Consider the following 15,457-nt stretch of genomic DNA (forward strand, 5'->3'; position numbering starts at 1 on the left):
GTCTCGCTGGCCTGAGCGGCGCGTCGTCCGCGAGGGAGAGGCCGTCTGTGACCGGTTCGCGGCCGGCGCCCCTGGGCGCAGCCCGGACCGCAGCCGGAACCCGGGGCAGGGCCTACGGGCGGGCCGCTGCCAGCGACCTCCGGACGCGCCCCGGAAGGTCGAGCACCGCGAGGAGCCACTGCGGTGCCTGCGATCGGACGAACGTCCGCATGAGCCGGCGCCGGACCCTGCCGAGGACGACGCCGCGCGTGCGGCGCGTGCGCGGCGGAGTGAGCCCGCCCCTGCGGCGGGCCGCCGCGAGCTGGACGATCGCGTCGGGCAGCTCGCTCGGGGTGTCGTGGAGGTAGTTGTCCTCGAGCCACCGTGGGTCGGGCACCCCGAAGCGTCCGGCGGCCAGGTCGTCGAGCGTGCCGAGGCAGCCCGAGCCGAGGAACACCGCGTTGAGCATGCGTTCGTTGACGCCGAAGTCCTCGAGGACGAGTGTGGGGATGCCAGCGGCGAGCGACTCCAGGGCCGCTGTCGACGACACCGTGACGAGCGCCGATCCCGGACCGAACTGGTCGGCGAGCGGCCCGGTCGCGACCCGGACCGCCCCGGAGGGGACGCCACCGGCCGCGACGAGGTCCGCGAGGAGGACGTCGAACGGGAACGCCTCGTGGTGCGTCTGCGCCTCGCCTGCGAGCCCGCGCACCTTGACGACGACGTCGACGTCGGGGCGGTCGTCCGCGAGACGGGCGAGGGCGTGGAGGATCTGCTCGCGGTGCGCTCGCGTCACGGGCATCTTCGCCTGGGGTGCGAAGACGACGCGGGAGAGCGCGGGGGAGGTGCGGCCGTCGTCCGTCGACCGTGACGGGCCTGTCGCGCCCGACGCGCCTGACGACACCGACGTGCCCGATGACACCGGCGCGCCCGGCGGCGACGGCGCGAGGAACGGCAGCGGCGCGAGCAGGACGGGCAGGTCGAGCCCCAGCTGGGCCGCGACCGCGGCGAACTCGCGTCGCTCCCGCAGGGAGTGCACGACGAACGCATCCTGCCCCGCCCGGAAGCGCAACGCCCGGAGCGTCGCCGGGTACGACATGCCGGGCAGACCACCGGCGAGAGCGGGCCGACGGCTGCCGCCGACGCGCTCGACGAGCCGGACGACGAGCTCCGCGACGGGGCCTGTCGCGGAGAGCAGCACGACGTCGGGATCCGTCGCTCGCAGGTGCGCGCACAGCGCCCGGGGCGTGAGGACCGGGACGTCGGCGTCCGCGAAGGGCGTGCCCGTGACCGCCGCGGCTCGCTGGTCGGCCGACGGCAGGATCGGCGACCTCAGGAGCACGAGGTCGAGCGTCGCGTCGTCGGAGAGCGTCGCGAGCGTCGACGCCCCCCACTTGAGGTACGAATCCGAGTCGGCGACCGCGAGCACACGGACGGACGTCGTGGTGGCGGGAGCGAGCTGGACTCCGGTGCTGAGGGTCATGCGGGTCGCGCCTCCGAGGGCATCGTCGGGTTCTCGGGTGCCGCGGTGGCGTCCCCCGGTGAGCGGCGCTGCCGTGGCCGCGCCGTCCCGGGGCCGTCGGCGAGGCGGGCACGCGGCTGATCGAGGTGGGCCCGTAGCGCGGGTGGGACCTTCGCGGTCCACCACGCGTCGGGGACGGCCTGTGCGTCGACGTCGACGCCGTCCTCGACGAGCGCGGCACCGATCGTCAGGAGGACCGACGTGGGCAGCGACACGACTCGTCGGACGCCGTTCCCGGGCCGGAGCCGCAGCTCGGCCGGCAGGGGCACGGTGTCGGTCCGCACTCCTCGCCGCGCGAGTGCTGCGAGCCGCGACGCGGGTTCACGACGGTGCGCGAGGTACCGGACGGTGCCTCCTGCAGACAGCGCGTCGTCGACCGTGCGGGTGAGCCAGTCGTCGTAGGCGTCCGCTGCGATGAGACCGTCGTCGGCGAGTGCTGAGCCCAGCACGACGACGTCCTCGGTGACGGGTGCTCCCACGTCGAGGGCTCGTACGTGTCCGAGCGTGTGCTGCGCGACGACGACTCCCTCACGGGCGAGCGCGACACGGTCGTCGTCGGGCACCCCGACGCACGTGCGGAGCGTCAGACGCCGGGCGCCCGCCTGCCGCGCAAGAGTCGCGGACGCCACGGCGCCCAGCACCCGCCTCCGAAGGGCAACCGGAACGTGCGCGCGCACGAGCGGGGCCCGTCCGAGAAGGGCATCGACGACGAGACGGGTCGCGGTGCCGTCGTCGACGAGCACAATCTCGGAGGGGCGTCCGGGAAGGAGCAGCCGCGCTTGCGCGACGCCGGAGAGCGGGTCGCCCAGCACGAGGATGTCGGCAGGCTCGATCATGGCGCGTCGGGCCGCCCCGGGGCCTGTCGGCGCGGACACGAGCAGCGTAGGAGACAGGTGGGTGGCGAGCGCCCGGAACGTCGCCCGGGCAGGGTCGGTCCGCACGACGGCGGTCACTGGGTCGAGCGATCCCGCGAGGAGTGCGTCGACGAGCCCCAGGACCTGCAGCGGTGACTCGACGAGCGCGAGCCCCGTCATGGCTCCCGCCGCGGCGCGTCGCCCGCACGCATGAGGCGGAGAGCGGTCCGGAGGCCTCGGCCGCGCCGCGGGACTGCCGCGGAGCGGTCCGGTGCGGTCGGCACGGGCACGGGCACGGGCACCGGCGCCGGCATGGCCGCGGGGCCTGGCGTCGGGGGCGGCACGTCGGTCACGGCACCGTCGCGGGCAGCGACGAGCCTCAGCCGTTCGACGCGTCGCCGACGTATCCATCGGCGCCACGGCGGACGCCCCTCGTCGTCCGTGCCCTGCATGGACGTGAGCACGGCGACGGCGGCCGGCCGCAGGTGAGGGACGCGGTCCGGGTGCATGACGTACGTGACGGCCTCGACGAGCCGGACCACGTCGGCTGTCGACGGTTCGGGACCCGTGGCGAGCAGGCGGTCCGTCACGGTGAGGGCCGTGCGTGCGGGGTGGTGGTACGGGGTGAGCGCGTCGAGCACCTCGGCGGTGCCGACCGCACGCACGTCGCGCGCCCCGAGCGCGAGCGCCGTGACGAGGGCGGTCGACGCGGTCCCGACGACGAGCCTCGGCGCGTCGCGGACGACGACGACCTCTGCGGGTACGTCTGCGCTCGACATCGTGACGTCGAGGTGAGCGGCCCGCAACGTCCGGACGGTGCGACGCACCTGGGTCGGCGTCGCGCGTGGGTGGACGACGAGCGTGACGTCATCGAGCCCGGCGGCCCCGATCTCGATGGCCGCGAGCTCTGCGAGCCTCTCGGCGAGCGCGCCGAGCTCACCAAGGCCTCCCGCGCCCGTGGACGCGGGATCGTCACCGTCGTGGCCGAGGTCCTCGGGCGCGTCGACGATGAGCAGGGCCGTGCTCGTGCCGTCCCCGTTGGTGCCCGAGCTGCGTGCGGTCCGGTCAGGTGCCGAGTGGTTCGGCGCGACGTCGCGTGCGGTCTCCACGACGACGTCGACGAGACGTCGCGCGGGCACGAGGACCGTCCGGGTGCCGTGCTCGTCGTACGCGTGCGGCAGCAGCCCGGGGAGGAGCTCGGGCGCGACGAGTGCGTCGACCCGTGCGGGCAACCCGTCCCGCAGCGCCGTCCGTGGCGGTGCCCATCGTTCGAGACGGTCGGCGACGAGCGTGAGGCGCGCGTGAGGCAGGACGCGCGTGAGCGCCCGGCCCGGCCCCTGCGCCGGGTCGGCGAGCACGAGCGTGACGGGGCCGTCACCGAGCTGCCAGTGCTCGCGGAGGAGACGCTCCCAGACTGGTTGTTCGTCCCGTCGTGGGACGAACGTCGCGGGCCGCAGCGGTGCGATCGTCGCCGTCCAGCTGACGATGCGGTCGGTGCGGCGCGCCAAGGCTCCGAGCGCCGCGTTCGCCGCGAGCTCGGGCCCCGTCTCGGGGACGGGGACGATGTCGGCGAGGACGACGACGCGCCCGTCGGGGGCGGGAGGGAGAGCGCCGTGGTCGATCGCTGCGGCGAGCAGCAGCATCTGACGGGGAGAGGTGACGACGAGCAGCTGCGTCAACGTGAGCTCCGGGAGGGTGCCGGGCCGTCGGCCCGTGCGGGTGGGCGCGACGCGTCCGTGGCGGTCGGGTCGCCGAGAAGCAGTGCTCGTCGGCGGGGCGCGAGGTCGCGGAGCGTCGCGCTGACGACCTCGGGAGGCGCGATCGCCAGCGTCACGTCGACGCCGTCGCGCAGCTCGGCGGCGAGTGCGGGGTTGACGTCCGCGAGCCGCGCGAGGTGGTGGCATGCCATCGCGAGCAGCTGCCGGACAGCCTTCGCCCAGTGCCGCTCGTGGGCGGGTTCACGCCGGACGAGGAGGAAGATCTCGCGATACGCGTGGATGACGTCGAGCTGCCGTCGGTCGAAGACACGGGTGAGCGACGTCGGGGTGCCCCGCCGGTAGAAGGCCCCGAGGCCGCCGACGACCGCCCAGGTCCGCGCGTGCAGGTGCATGCGCCAGATCCATGCGCGGTCCTCCGCGGTGTGCAGACCTGCGACGAAGCCGAGGAGCCCCTCGTCGTGCAGACGGCCGTCGTAGAGGCCGAACGGTACGAACGGGTAGTCGACGGGCGTCGTGAGGTGGGCAGGGCCGATGCCGTCGCGGGGGTCGAGGACGAGGTCGCGCCTGTGCTCGGGCACCGCGTGCACCGACCGGGCGCCGTGGTCGTCACGCACATGGTCGCACCGGAGGAAGTCGACGCCGAGGTGCTCGAGGGCGTCGCTGAGATGCTGCAGGTGTCCGCGTGCGAACCAGTCGTCGGGGTCGAGGAACGCGACGTGGCGTCCGCGCGCGAGCGCGAGCCCCGTGTTGCGGGCGTTCGCGACGCCCGTCGGGGTGTCGTTACGGACGAGCTCGAGCCGGGCGAATCGTCCCGACATCTCCTCGACGATGTCCCCGGTGCCGTCGACCGACCCGTCGTCGACGACGATGACCTCGAGCTCGCGCGGGTCGTCGAGCTGACGGGTCAGGCTCGTGAGCGCAGCCTCGACGTGCTCGGCCTGGTCCCGCGCCGGGACGACGACGCTCACGCGCGGTCGTCCCGACGCGGGCAGCGGGTGCGTCATACTCAGGCGTCGACGCGACGCAGTCGCGAGAGCGGTGCGAGCTCGCCCGGGAAGATGCGCTTGACGCCGTCGCCCATGGCCTTCTCGATGATGCGGATGTCACGCACGAGGTGGGAGAGGCCGGTCGGCTCGAGCGACGAGGCCTGGTCGGAGCCCCACATCGTGCGGTCGAGCGTGATGTGGCGTTCGACGGTGACGGCGCCGAGCGCGACCGCCGCGACCGAGATCTGCAGGCCGCGCTCGTGGCCCGAGTAGCCGACGGGCACGCCGTAGCGCTCGGCGAGCGTCGCGATGGTCCGGAGGTTCGCCTCCTCGGGCGGCAGCGGGTACGTCGACGTCGCGTGCATGAGGACGAGGCGTGACGTGCCGAGCGTCTCGACGGCAGTGTCGATCTGCTCGAGCGTCGACATGCCCGTCGAGAGGATGATCGGCTTGCCCGTCGCCTCGAGCGCGCGGAGCAGCTCGAGGTCGGTGACGGACGCGGACGCGACCTTGTGGGTGACGACGCCGAGGTCCTCGAGGAAGTCGACCGACGGCACGTCCCACGGGGACGCGAACCAGTGCAGGCCGCGGTCCGCGGCGTGCTGCGCGATCTTCTCGTACGCACCGCGGTCGAGCTCGACGCGGTAGCGGTAGTCGAGGTACGTCATCTCGCCCCACGGGGTCGAGCGGATCTGGTCGCGCTGCGCGGCCGGCGTGCAGATCTCCGGAGTGCGCTTCTGGAACTTCACGGCGTTGGCGCCGGCGTCGGCTGCGACGTCGATGAGCTGCTTGGCGATCTCGACGTCTCCGTTGTGGTTGATGCCGATCTCGCCGATGACGTAGACGGGCTGGCCGGCGCCGACGAGCTGGTCGCCGATCGCGACGGGGGCGGCGGCGGGTGCGGTGAGCGGGGACGAGGTCATGAGTAGCTCCTGAGCGTGGCGGCGGTCGCCGCGTGGGTGGATGAGGCTGGAACGGGAGAGCTGGGGACGTGCGACGTGGTGCCGTGCGAGACGGGGGTGTGCTCGTCGCGGGCTGCGAGCACGAGGTCGCAGACCTCGCGGACCGCCCCCTCGCCGCCCGCCCGCGTGAGCACGTGGCGTGCGGCCGCTCGCACCTCGGGGTGCGCGTCGGCGACGGCGACGGGCCAGCCGACGAGCGACATCGGCGCGAGGTCGTTGACGTCGTTGCCGACGTAGACGACGCGTGCAGGGTCGAGGTCGTGCGCGGCGAGCCATGCGAGCAGGTCGCCGGCCTTGTCGTCGCTCCCGTGGACGACGTCGACGCCGAGCTTGCGGGCGCGCGCAGCGACGACGCCGTCGCGCTCGGTCGACAGGACGAGGAACGGGACGCCTGCGCGCCGCACCCGGGCGACGCCGAGCCCGTCGCCCCGATGGACGCGGACGTGCTCGGTGCCGTCGGCCGCGACGGACGCACGATCGTCGGTGTGAACGCCGTCGAAGTCGGTGACGATCGCGTCGACGTCGAGGTGCGGCGCGGACGACGGGTCGAGGAGATGCGCGGCGACGGCGCGAGCGTGGGCGAGGTCCGCGGGCGTGTCGATCTCCATCGACGTGAGCCCGCGGACCTCATGGAGCGCGATGTGGCCGAAGAAGCGGTTGCGGTGCTCGCGCAGACCTGTCGTGCGCATCGCGTAGAACGCGCCGGTCTCTCGCAGCTGCGGCGGCAGGTCCTGACGGCGCGGCCGGTGCGAGGCGTCGTGCCCGACGGGCGACGCGACGCCGTCAGCGTCGTGCGTCCACCGGAAGCTGTGGTCCTCGGTCGCGGCGAGCACGACGTCCGCCGCGTCGTCGGCGACACGGTGCACCGCGACGGCAAGGTCGAGCGGATCGAGGAACGGGCTCGTCGCCTGGACGAGCACCGTCACGGGCGGCAGAGCCTCGCCGTGCGCGTCGAGCTGGTCGAGCACGTGGAGCACCACGCCCTCTGAGCCGGCCGTGTCCGTCGCGAGCCCGGAGGGCCGGCGGACGACACGTGCGCCATGACGGGCAGCCTCGACCGCGATCTCCTCGTCGTCCGTCGACACGACGACGGGGCCGACGCCCGCGCTGAGCGCGGAGCGCACCGCGCGGGCGACGAGGCTCCTGCCCGCGACACGTTCGAGGTTCTTGCGCGGGATGCCGCGCGACCCGCCGCGGGCGGGGATGACGACGACGGCGAGCGGCACGTCGTCCGGGAACCGGTCGGGACCGTGCCCGACACGACCAGATGAGTTGACTGTCACGTCGCCGACGCTAGGAGCGTCGGGTGTCGGGACGGTGAGGCGGAGGTGACCGCGCGACGGCGGGCACACGGCGTCGCGACGCCACGTTGACCGCCGGCGACGCAGCGTTGAACAGGGCGGGAACCTTGGCCGGACGTGCAGGGCGGAGCGACTCCTGGGCGAGCGGGGACCCTAGCGTGCCACCGTGAGACCTCGTCTTCCAGGTGCCCCGGGCGCTGCGTCCCGTGCCGTCGCGCGCGGTGCTCGCGACCCGTGGGCCGACAACGCGCGTCTCGTCGCGGCAACCCTCATCGTTGTCATGCACCTGCTCGAGCCCGTGCTTGCACGCTCGAGCACCGCGACGAGTCTCTACTGGGCGACGTGGCCGCTCCGCGTTCCGGTGTTCGTCCTCGTCGCCGGGTACTTCTCTGATGCGCGGCCGCTGGACGACCGCAGGATCGTCGTCCTCCTCCGCAACGTCCTCGGCGTCTACCTCGTGTGGGACATCGTCGCGTTCCTGCGGCGGGGGATCGTCGACGACCTGTGGCGCTACGAACCTGCCTATCCCTCGTTTGGGCTGTGGTTCCTCCTCGCGCTCCTGTGGTGGCGTCTCATGCTTCCTCTGCTCGTGCGCGTCCGTGGTGCGGGTGCGCTCGTGTGGGTGCTCGCGCTCGGCGCGGGCTTTGTCCCGCAGCTCGGTCAGGCGTTCGCCGGCTCGCGGACGTTCGTGTACCTGCCGTTGTTCTGGCTCGGATGGCGACTGCGGCAGCGCGGTGCGCGTGGGGCGCTGGGGACGGTGCGGGCCCGAGTCGTCGGGGCCGTCGGGCTCGCGGTCGCGGGCGGCGGGATGCTCGTGCTCTCGCAGCGGTTCGGACGGGGTGTGCTGAGGTTCGCGGGTCCGTACGGGGGCGGGTGGGAGCAGCAGCTCGGCGAGGCAGGTCTTCGCGGCCTCGTGCTCGTCCTCGGGACGGTCGGGGCGCTCGGCGCGCTCGCGCTTGTGCCGGTCACCCGGGTGCCGTGGTGGACGACGCTCGGTGCGGGGTCGATGACCGTGTACGTCGTGCACCCGGTGCTCGTGCAGCATGCGAAGAGCGTCGGGGTGTTCGACGCGGTGCGCGAGCCGGCGGACCTCGTCGCGCTCGTCGTGGTCGGGGTCGGGCTCACCCTGGCGCTCGCGAGCCCGCCTGTGCGGGCCGTGCTCCGGCCGCTCGTGCAGCCCCGCGGAACATGGTGGCTCGCGCCGCCGCCGGGGTCGTCCGTGGCTGTCGGTGCGCCAGATCCTGCGTCTGTGCGTGGTCCTGCGTCCGCACCTGATCCTGCTCCTGCTCCTGCTCCTGCGCCTGCGCCTGCGCCTGCGCCTGCGCCTGCGCCTGCGCCCGCGCCTGATCCTGCGCCTGCGCCGGTGCGTGCTTCCGCGGCCGTCCGCGCTCCCGCGGGCTCATCTGCACCTGCTCCCGCGCCGGCACTGCCGACGGTGCTGGCGCACTCGACCGCGCCACTGTCGCGTGGGCGTCCGCAGCGTTCAGCGGCGGGCGCTCCACCGCCACGCGTCGCTGTCGAGGCCATAGGGCCGGGCGCCGCGGATGCCGCGGTCCCGTCCCCAGACGGGGGTTGAGGCGGGCGCGTCCTCGGGGGCGTCGTCCGTGGTGGTCGAGGCGAGGCCTGCGACGAGTGCGACGAGCTCGAGGTCGTCGGGTGCACCGCGGACGACGCGGACGCCCGGGAGGTCGTGGTTGACGATGCTCATGTGCTCTCCTCTGCCGTCCCTCAGTCGTCGTCGTCGAGATCGAGGTTGATGTCGCGGCTCACGGACCATCCGTCGACCGTGTAGCCGGCGTCCTCGAGCGCGGTCGTCACCTGGTCGGCGGCGTCCTCGACGATCTCGAGGGCGCGCTCGAGCGGGTCGTCGCCCGTGGTCAACGGTCCGGGGCTCACGGTGAACGTCAGCTCGACGAGCGTGCCGAGGTCGTCGTCGTCGAGGTCGTCGAGGTCGTCGAGGTCGTCCGACTCCCACGATTCGGTGGTGTGACCCGACACGAGCCCGAGCTCGGACTCGAACGCCTCGGAGACCGCGGCGTTGAGCCGCCCGATCTCGTCCTCGGCCGCCTCGATGCGCGGGTCGTCCTCGACGGTGGCCGCGTCGAACTCTGCTCGGGCGCCGACTGCGAGGTCGACGTAGCGGTGGAGTGCCGCCGTGAGCTCGTCGACGCGCGTGTGGAGAGCGGTCGAGTCGATGACGAGCGGCGCGAGGTGCTTCGGGTCGACGTCGTCGAGGTCGCTGTCCTCGTCGAGGTCGGTGTTGTCGAGGGAGCTGTCGTCGTCGAGGTTGTCGTCGTCGTGCGCGCCGCTGGGTCCTCCGTCGGCGTGGGGCTCGTCGGGGCTGGGGATCGCTGTGGGGTCGGTGCTCACAGTGGGATGTTCCCATGCTTCTTGGCGGGGAGGGAGGCCCGCTTGGTGCGCAGTGCCCGCAGAGCACGCACGATCTGGACGCGAGTCGTCGACGGTTCGATGACGTCGTCGACGTAGCCGCGCGCGGCGGCGTCCCACGGGTTGACGATCGCGTCCTCGTACTCGTCGGTGAGGCGCTGGCGCTCGGCCTCGACGTCGCCGCCCGCGTCGGCGACCTTCTTGAGCGCGCTGCGCTGAAGGATGTTCACGGCGCCGCCCGAGCCCATGACGGCGATCTGGGCGGTCGGCCAGGCGAGGTTGACGTCGGCTCCGAGCTGCTTGGAGCCCATGACGATGTACGCGCCGCCGTACGCCTTGCGGGTGATGACGGTGACGAGCGGGACGGTGGCCTCGGCGTACGCGAAGATGAGCTTGGCGCCGCGGCGGATGATGCCGTCCCACTCCTGGTCGGTTCCGGGCAGGAAGCCGGGGACGTCGACGAACGTGAGGACGGGGATGTTGAAGGCGTCGCACGTCCGCACGAAGCGTGCGGCCTTCTCGGCGGCCGCGATGTCGAGGGTGCCGGCCATCTGCAGCGGCTGGTTGGCGACGATCCCGACGGAGCGTCCTTCGACGCGACCGAAGCCGACGAGGACGTTGGGCGCGAACATCGGCTGGACCTCGAGGAGGTCACCGTCGTCGAGGACGTGCTCGATGACGGTCCGCATGTCGTACGGCTGGTTGTCGGAGTCGGGCACGAGGGTATCGAGCTCGAGGTCGGCGTCCGTCGTCGTGAGGTCTGCCTCCTCGGGGAAGGACGGCGCGTCCGCGAGGTTGTTCTGCGGGAGGAACCCGACGAGGTGGCGGACGTAGTCGATCGCGTCGTCCTCGTCCGTCCCCATGAAGTGGGCGACGCCCGAGCGCTCGTTGTGGGTGCGTGCGCCGCCGAGCTCTTCGAAGCCGACGTCCTCGCCGGTGACCGCCCGGATGACGTCGGGGCCGGTGATGAACATGTTCGAGGTGCCGTCGGCCATGACGATGAAGTCGGTGAGCGCGGGGGAGTAGACGGCGCCGCCGGCCGACGGGCCGAGGATGAGCGAGATCTGCGGGACGACGCCCGAGGCTGCGACGTTGCGCCGGAAGATCTCGGCGAACTGCGTGAGCGCTGCGACGCCCTCCTGGATGCGTGCACCGCCGCCGTCGGAGATGCCGATGATCGGTGCGCCGATGCGCAGGGCGAGGTCCTGGACCTTGGTGATCTTCTGGCCGTGGACCTCGCCGAGCGAGCCGCCGAACGTCGTGAAGTCCTGGGAGTAGATGCAGACCTGGCGGCCGTCGATCGTGCCGTGCCCGACGACGACACCGTCGCCCGCGATCTTGCGCTTGTCGAGACCGAAGTTTGTCGACCGGTGGGTCGCGAACGCGTCGAGCTCGACGAAGCTGCCCTCGTCGAGGAGCGCTTCGATGCGCTCGCGGGCGGTCTTCTTGCCGCGCGGGTGCTGCTTCTCGCGGGCGAGGGCCTCGTGGTCGTCGATCGCGGCGGCCCGGCGGGCGCGGAGGTCGTCGAGCTTGGCGGCCGTGCGGGATGTCGCGGTGCGGGAGGTCTCGGTCACTCTTCCGAGCGTAGGGCGAACAGCGGCCGGCGGGGCCGTGCGTCTCATGCGAGTTGCGGTGCGGGAGTTGTCGGATGTCGACAAAGCGCGTGCGGAGGTGCTGGGCATGCGGGGTTCTCCTCGGGTGGTCGATGTCGACGTCGCACAAGAGGTCGGGGAGGTCGGTGCGAGGGAAGTGGTGCGGGGAGGTTGCGCTGTTCGTGCCCGGGAGGTCGGGAGGCGCGGGTCCGCTGACGGCGGTCCTCGGCGCTCACCCGGTCCGTGCCCGGGGGACCGGTTCCGGGACGGGAGGTGCGTCGTAGGACCCGGGCTCGCCGAAGTGCCACCCTCCGCGCCATGTCATGGCGATGCGGCTCTGGTCCACGTGCCGGTGGTGGAACCAGCACAGGAGCGCGGCGTTGTCTGTCGATGTCGGGCCACCGTCGGCCCAGTGGACCTTGGCGTGGTGCACCTCGGAGATCTGGGGCGGTGCGTCGCAGCCGGGCCACACGCACGTGCGGTCGCGTGCGATGACCGCCTTGCGGCGGGCCGCGGTGAAGGTGCGCTGCGCGCGTCCGACGTCGAGAACCTCGGAGTCGGGGCCGAAGACGACGCGCGTGACGCTGCAGTCGGCAGCGATGCGCCCGAGCACCTCACGGGGGACCGGACCGGTGCCGTCGAGCCACCTCGGTCCGGGGCTGCACAGCTCGGTTCGGAGGGACTCCGCGCTCGTGCGGCCACGGGCGAGCGCGCCTGGGTGCGCGGTGCCTGGGTGTGCGGTGCCTGGGTGCGCGGTGCCCGCCCGGGCGCCGAGGGCCTCGAAGTCCTGCCACGGCACGAGAACCGTGAGGTGGGGCCGGATTGCCGAGCCGCGGCCGAGGTCGCCGCTGTCGAGCGCGTGGCGGGCGAGCCCTGCGAGAGCGAGGGCGCGCCGCTGGGTGGGCCGGAGCCCGTCGTCGGCGGGCGGTACGCCGATGAGGGCGGACAGTGCGGTCGAGAGCTCCTGCCCGTGCTCCTCGGTGAGAAATCCGGCGACGTGGTAGCCGCCGAGCGTGCGGGACAGGTCGAGGTGCTCCCTGTCCTGCGCGCGGCGGTATCCGCGCTCGTCGGCGTCCGGGTCGACGACGTGGGCGAAACGCCGTGCAGCCGAGCCGAGGTCCCGCAGGTCGAAGCGTTCCGCGAGACCGAGCATCACCTGCTCGCCGGAGACGACCTGCCGCGGGCAGGTGCAGCGGCCGCCGTCCGCGGTGCAGCCGCGTGCGTGGAGATGGTCCTCGAGCGAGGAGGGCAGGAGCGACAGGGCGGTGCTGTCGTTCTGCGCGGTGTCGTTCTGCGCGGTGTCGTCCTGCGTGGTGATGTCCTGCGTAGCGACCGACAGCTGGAACTGCGTGCCGAGGTGAGCGTCGTCCTGAGGGTGCAGCGCCGCAAGGGCTTCCCGTCGTGCGTCCGAGGTCGGGAGCGTGCGGACGAGGACGTCGACCTGCGGGCCCCTGAGCCGGCCCGCGCGCGCTGCGCGCAGCGTCGCGGGCAGGTCGTCGCGCAAGCGCGCGGCAGCGAGCACCTCGCGACGTGCGACGGGCAGCCCGCGCCCTTCCTTCCAGGCGACCCAGTGCGCGAACGACCGCATGGTCTCCGCCATCCAGGCACCCTCGGACTCGACCCGACCGAGCCACCCCAGCCGTTGGGCACCGAGCCGGTCGAGGATCGCGACGGTGCGTGCCGAGGCCTCGGCTGCGAGGCTGCCGGGCGCGGCCGCGGGGTCGAGGGAGCACAGCCGCTCGACGAGCGTCTCGATCGACGTGAGGAGCCCGAGCGCGTCGGCCGTGCCGTCGTTCATGCGCTCACCGCCTCGTCTGTTCCACCACGTCACGTTCGCCGCGATCTGCTCGCGTCCAGGTCCTGCCAGAAGTCTCGTCGCCGGTGCCACAGCACCGCCGTCACAGCCGGGAGGTTTCCGCCCGGCTGGAAGGACCTCCTCAATCTATCGAACACTCGTTCGACTCGCGCGCGGTGAGCACGCCTCTCACCCGCGCCTCACCCCTGGAGCCGCCGGGATCCACGCTCGCGTCGCAGCTGGCGGCACGGCGCGGCGTGCGCGTCGTCACCGGGTTCGTCGGGCTCGTCGCCCCAACCTCAGCACGCCCGCGCCGCGCTCTGCGCATGTGGGCGCTGCGCTCCGCGCAGGCCAGCGCCGTGCTCCGCGCACGCCCGCGCCGCGTCCTGCGAACGCATGCGACGCGCCGCACGAACGTGCGCAAGGATGGACCCATGACCTCCGACGCGCCCCGTGAGCCGCTCGACGCGCAGCTGCTGCGCGACCTGCTCCGTGCGCCCGTCGGCGTCCTCCACCGCGTCGACGTCCGTGCCGAGGTGACGTCGACGAACACGGTCCTCGTCGCGGAGGCGCGCGAGGCGCCGCACGCGTGGCCGCCCCCGTCCCTGCTCGTCGCGGACCATCAGACCGCGGGCCGCGGTCGCCTCGACCGCGCGTGGCAGACCCCGCCGCACACCGCGCTCACCGCGTCGCTCCTCGTCGCGCCGGGCACGCCCCGGCAGACGTGGGGTTGGCTCCCGCTGCTCGCGGGGCTCGCCGCGGCGCGGACGCTGCGCAGCATGACGGCGCTCGACGTCCGGACGAAGTGGCCCAACGACCTGCTCGTCCCTGCGCCCGACGGTTCCGACCTGCTCGGCTGGGGGCCGTGGCGCAAGGTCGGCGGCATCCTCGCGGAGGTCGTCGACGACGAACGCGTGGTCGTCGGGCTCGGCGTCAACGTCGACCAGGTGGCCGACGAGCTCCCCGTCGCGTCGGCGTCCTCGCTCGCCGCGCACGGTGCGTCGCAGCGGCGCGAGATGCTCGTCGCCGGTATGGAGACGTCGTTCGTCGAGGTCCTCGAGCTCTGGCGCGAGCACGCGGGCGACGCGGTCGCGGCGGGCCTCGCCGAGGAGGTGACGGCGGTGTGCGTCACCGTCGGCACGGACGTCCGCGTCACCGCAGCGGGTGGCCGCGAGCTGCGGGGCACCGCGGTGGGGCTCGACGACGACGGGGCGCTCCTCGTCAGGACGACGGCGGGCGAGGTCGAGCGGATTGTCAGCGGCGACGTGCAGCACCTGCGCGTCATCGGCGCCGAGTGAGCGTGACGTCCTAGGATGGCCGACGTGTCGCACGAGTGGTCCGAGGAGGTCGAGCGCGTCGTCGCTGGTCTGCTCGGCGGCGAGCGTTCGTCGACGCTGCACGACCTCGCCGATGAGGCGGGGCTCGACGAGTCATGGGTCGAGCGCTACTGGCAGCTCATGGGGCTGCCCCCGTCGAGTCCTGACGCCACCGAGTACACGCGCGAGGATGCGCAGGCGCTCGCGGACCTGCACGAGCTCGAGGTGCGGGAGAACCTCGACGCACGCACGATCGCGTCGCTCGTGAGGTCGGTCGGCCACTCGACCGAGCGGTTGTCGTGGTGGCACTTCGAGGCGCTCGTCGACCACGTCGTCCGACAGCAGGGTCTGCTCGACCCGGACGCGCGTCGAGCGGTCATCCGGGCGATGGACCGGCTTGCGCCGGTGCTTGAGCGTCAGCTCGTGCACGCGTGGCGCCGGCAGACGACGGCGCTCGTCACGCGCATGGCGGAGGAGTTCGGCGACGCGGCGCAGGACACGGCGTCGCTCCGTTCGGGCCGTGACCTGCCGCTGCCGCGGGCGGTGGGCTTCGCCGACATCGTTGCGTTCACGCGCATGACCGCGACGATGGCGCCCGACGACCTCGCGAACTTCATCCAGGCGTTCGAGACGCGTGCGCGGGACATCGTCACGGCGAACGGCGGCCGGGTCGTCAAGACGATCGGTGACGCGCTGCTGTTCATCGCGGACGACGTCGTCACGGGGGCGCGCGTCGCGCTCGGCCTCGCGAAGGCGACCGAGGACGAGCTCGGGGTGCCGGGCATCGCGGGGCGTCCGGTGCGGGTGAGCCTCGTGTGGGGTCGAGTGCTGGCGCGGTTCGGTGACGTCTTCGGCCCGTCGGTCAACCTCGCATCGCGGCTCACGGACCAGGCGGAGCCGTCGACGGTCCTGCTCGACGAGGTGACGGCGCACCGGCTCGCGTCGAACCCGCACTTCGCGCTCACGACGCTCGAGCCGCGTGAGGTGCCGGGGCTCGGGACGCTCACTCCGGTGCGGCTGGACTTCGCGCGCGACTGAGCGTGA

13 protein-coding genes are annotated in these 15,457 nt (G+C 73.2%); 3 read left to right on the plus strand and 10 right to left on the minus strand.

Annotation, left to right across the window (positions count from 1 at the left end; all coding sequences use genetic code 11):
• Positions 1 to 112: 112 nt before the first annotated feature.
• From IGS67_RS05930 to IGS67_RS05955, 6 genes are read right to left on the minus strand one after another with little or no spacing between them, the layout of a single operon-like run.
• Positions 113 to 1,462 (minus strand): DUF6716 putative glycosyltransferase, encoded by a 1,350-nt coding sequence (locus tag IGS67_RS05930; protein WP_192278767.1) that lies wholly within the window; start codon positions 1,460 to 1,462, stop codon positions 113 to 115.
• Positions 1,459 to 2,535, minus strand: a complete 1,077-nt coding sequence (locus tag IGS67_RS05935) for a hypothetical protein (RefSeq protein WP_192278769.1) — start codon at positions 2,533 to 2,535, stop codon at positions 1,459 to 1,461. The genes IGS67_RS05930 and IGS67_RS05935 overlap by 4 nt, the downstream gene beginning before the upstream one ends.
• Entirely contained in the window at positions 2,532 to 4,034 is a 1,503-nt protein-coding gene (locus IGS67_RS05940; protein ID WP_192278771.1) for a polysialyltransferase family glycosyltransferase, read from the minus strand. Before IGS67_RS05940 ends, IGS67_RS05935 begins: the two co-directional genes overlap by 4 nt.
• The gene (locus IGS67_RS05945; RefSeq protein WP_192278773.1) at positions 4,031 to 5,041 is read right to left on the minus strand and encodes a glycosyltransferase family 2 protein; all 1,011 of its coding nucleotides are present in this window, start codon (positions 5,039 to 5,041) and stop codon (positions 4,031 to 4,033) included. The genes IGS67_RS05940 and IGS67_RS05945 overlap by 4 nt, the downstream gene beginning before the upstream one ends.
• 38 nt (positions 5,042 to 5,079) lie before the next feature.
• Complete coding sequence (locus IGS67_RS05950; protein ID WP_192278775.1) at positions 5,080 to 5,982, minus strand: N-acetylneuraminate synthase family protein; 903 nt, start codon at positions 5,980 to 5,982, stop codon at positions 5,080 to 5,082.
• A complete protein-coding gene (locus IGS67_RS05955) occupies positions 5,979 to 7,247 on the minus strand; it encodes a cytidylyltransferase domain-containing protein (protein ID WP_192278920.1) in 1,269 nt (422 codons plus the stop codon). Before IGS67_RS05955 ends, IGS67_RS05950 begins: the two co-directional genes overlap by 4 nt.
• 241 nt (positions 7,248 to 7,488) lie before the next feature.
• Here IGS67_RS05955 and IGS67_RS05960 point away from each other — a divergent pair, with 241 nt between their 5' ends.
• A complete protein-coding gene (locus tag IGS67_RS05960; RefSeq protein ID WP_192278777.1) occupies positions 7,489 to 8,898 on the plus strand; it encodes an acyltransferase family protein in 1,410 nt (469 codons plus the stop codon).
• Here IGS67_RS05960 and IGS67_RS14490 read toward each other — a convergent pair.
• The 4 genes from IGS67_RS14490 to IGS67_RS05980 form a co-directional block, all read right to left on the minus strand.
• Entirely contained in the window at positions 8,806 to 9,099 is a 294-nt protein-coding gene (locus IGS67_RS14490; RefSeq protein WP_407925806.1) for an acyl-CoA carboxylase subunit epsilon, read from the minus strand. The two genes, IGS67_RS05960 and IGS67_RS14490, sit on opposite strands and share 93 nt — an antisense overlap.
• Complete coding sequence (locus tag IGS67_RS05970) at positions 9,051 to 9,692, minus strand: hypothetical protein (RefSeq protein ID WP_192278781.1); 642 nt, start codon at positions 9,690 to 9,692, stop codon at positions 9,051 to 9,053. Before IGS67_RS05970 ends, IGS67_RS14490 begins: the two co-directional genes overlap by 49 nt.
• The gene (locus tag IGS67_RS05975) at positions 9,689 to 11,332 is read right to left on the minus strand and encodes an acyl-CoA carboxylase subunit beta (protein WP_192278783.1); all 1,644 of its coding nucleotides are present in this window, start codon (positions 11,330 to 11,332) and stop codon (positions 9,689 to 9,691) included. Before IGS67_RS05975 ends, IGS67_RS05970 begins: the two co-directional genes overlap by 4 nt.
• 202 nt (positions 11,333 to 11,534) lie before the next feature.
• Complete coding sequence (locus IGS67_RS05980) at positions 11,535 to 13,100, minus strand: HNH endonuclease signature motif containing protein (protein ID WP_192278785.1); 1,566 nt, start codon at positions 13,098 to 13,100, stop codon at positions 11,535 to 11,537.
• Positions 13,101 to 13,273: 173 nt separating this feature from the next.
• On the opposite strand from IGS67_RS05980, the gene IGS67_RS05985 reads away from it, so the two are divergent.
• Positions 13,274 to 14,395, plus strand: coding sequence for a biotin--[acetyl-CoA-carboxylase] ligase (locus IGS67_RS05985; RefSeq protein ID WP_328741757.1), 1,122 nt, complete (start codon positions 13,274 to 13,276; stop codon positions 14,393 to 14,395).
• 15 nt (positions 14,396 to 14,410) lie between these two features.
• Complete coding sequence (locus tag IGS67_RS05990) at positions 14,411 to 15,451, plus strand: adenylate/guanylate cyclase domain-containing protein (protein WP_192278787.1); 1,041 nt, start codon at positions 14,411 to 14,413, stop codon at positions 15,449 to 15,451.
• Positions 15,452 to 15,457 lie beyond the last annotated feature (6 nt).

It is taken from the genome of Flavimobilis rhizosphaerae (assembly GCF_014852685.1).
Lineage (GTDB): Bacteria > Actinomycetota > Actinomycetes > Actinomycetales > Cellulomonadaceae > Flavimobilis > Flavimobilis rhizosphaerae.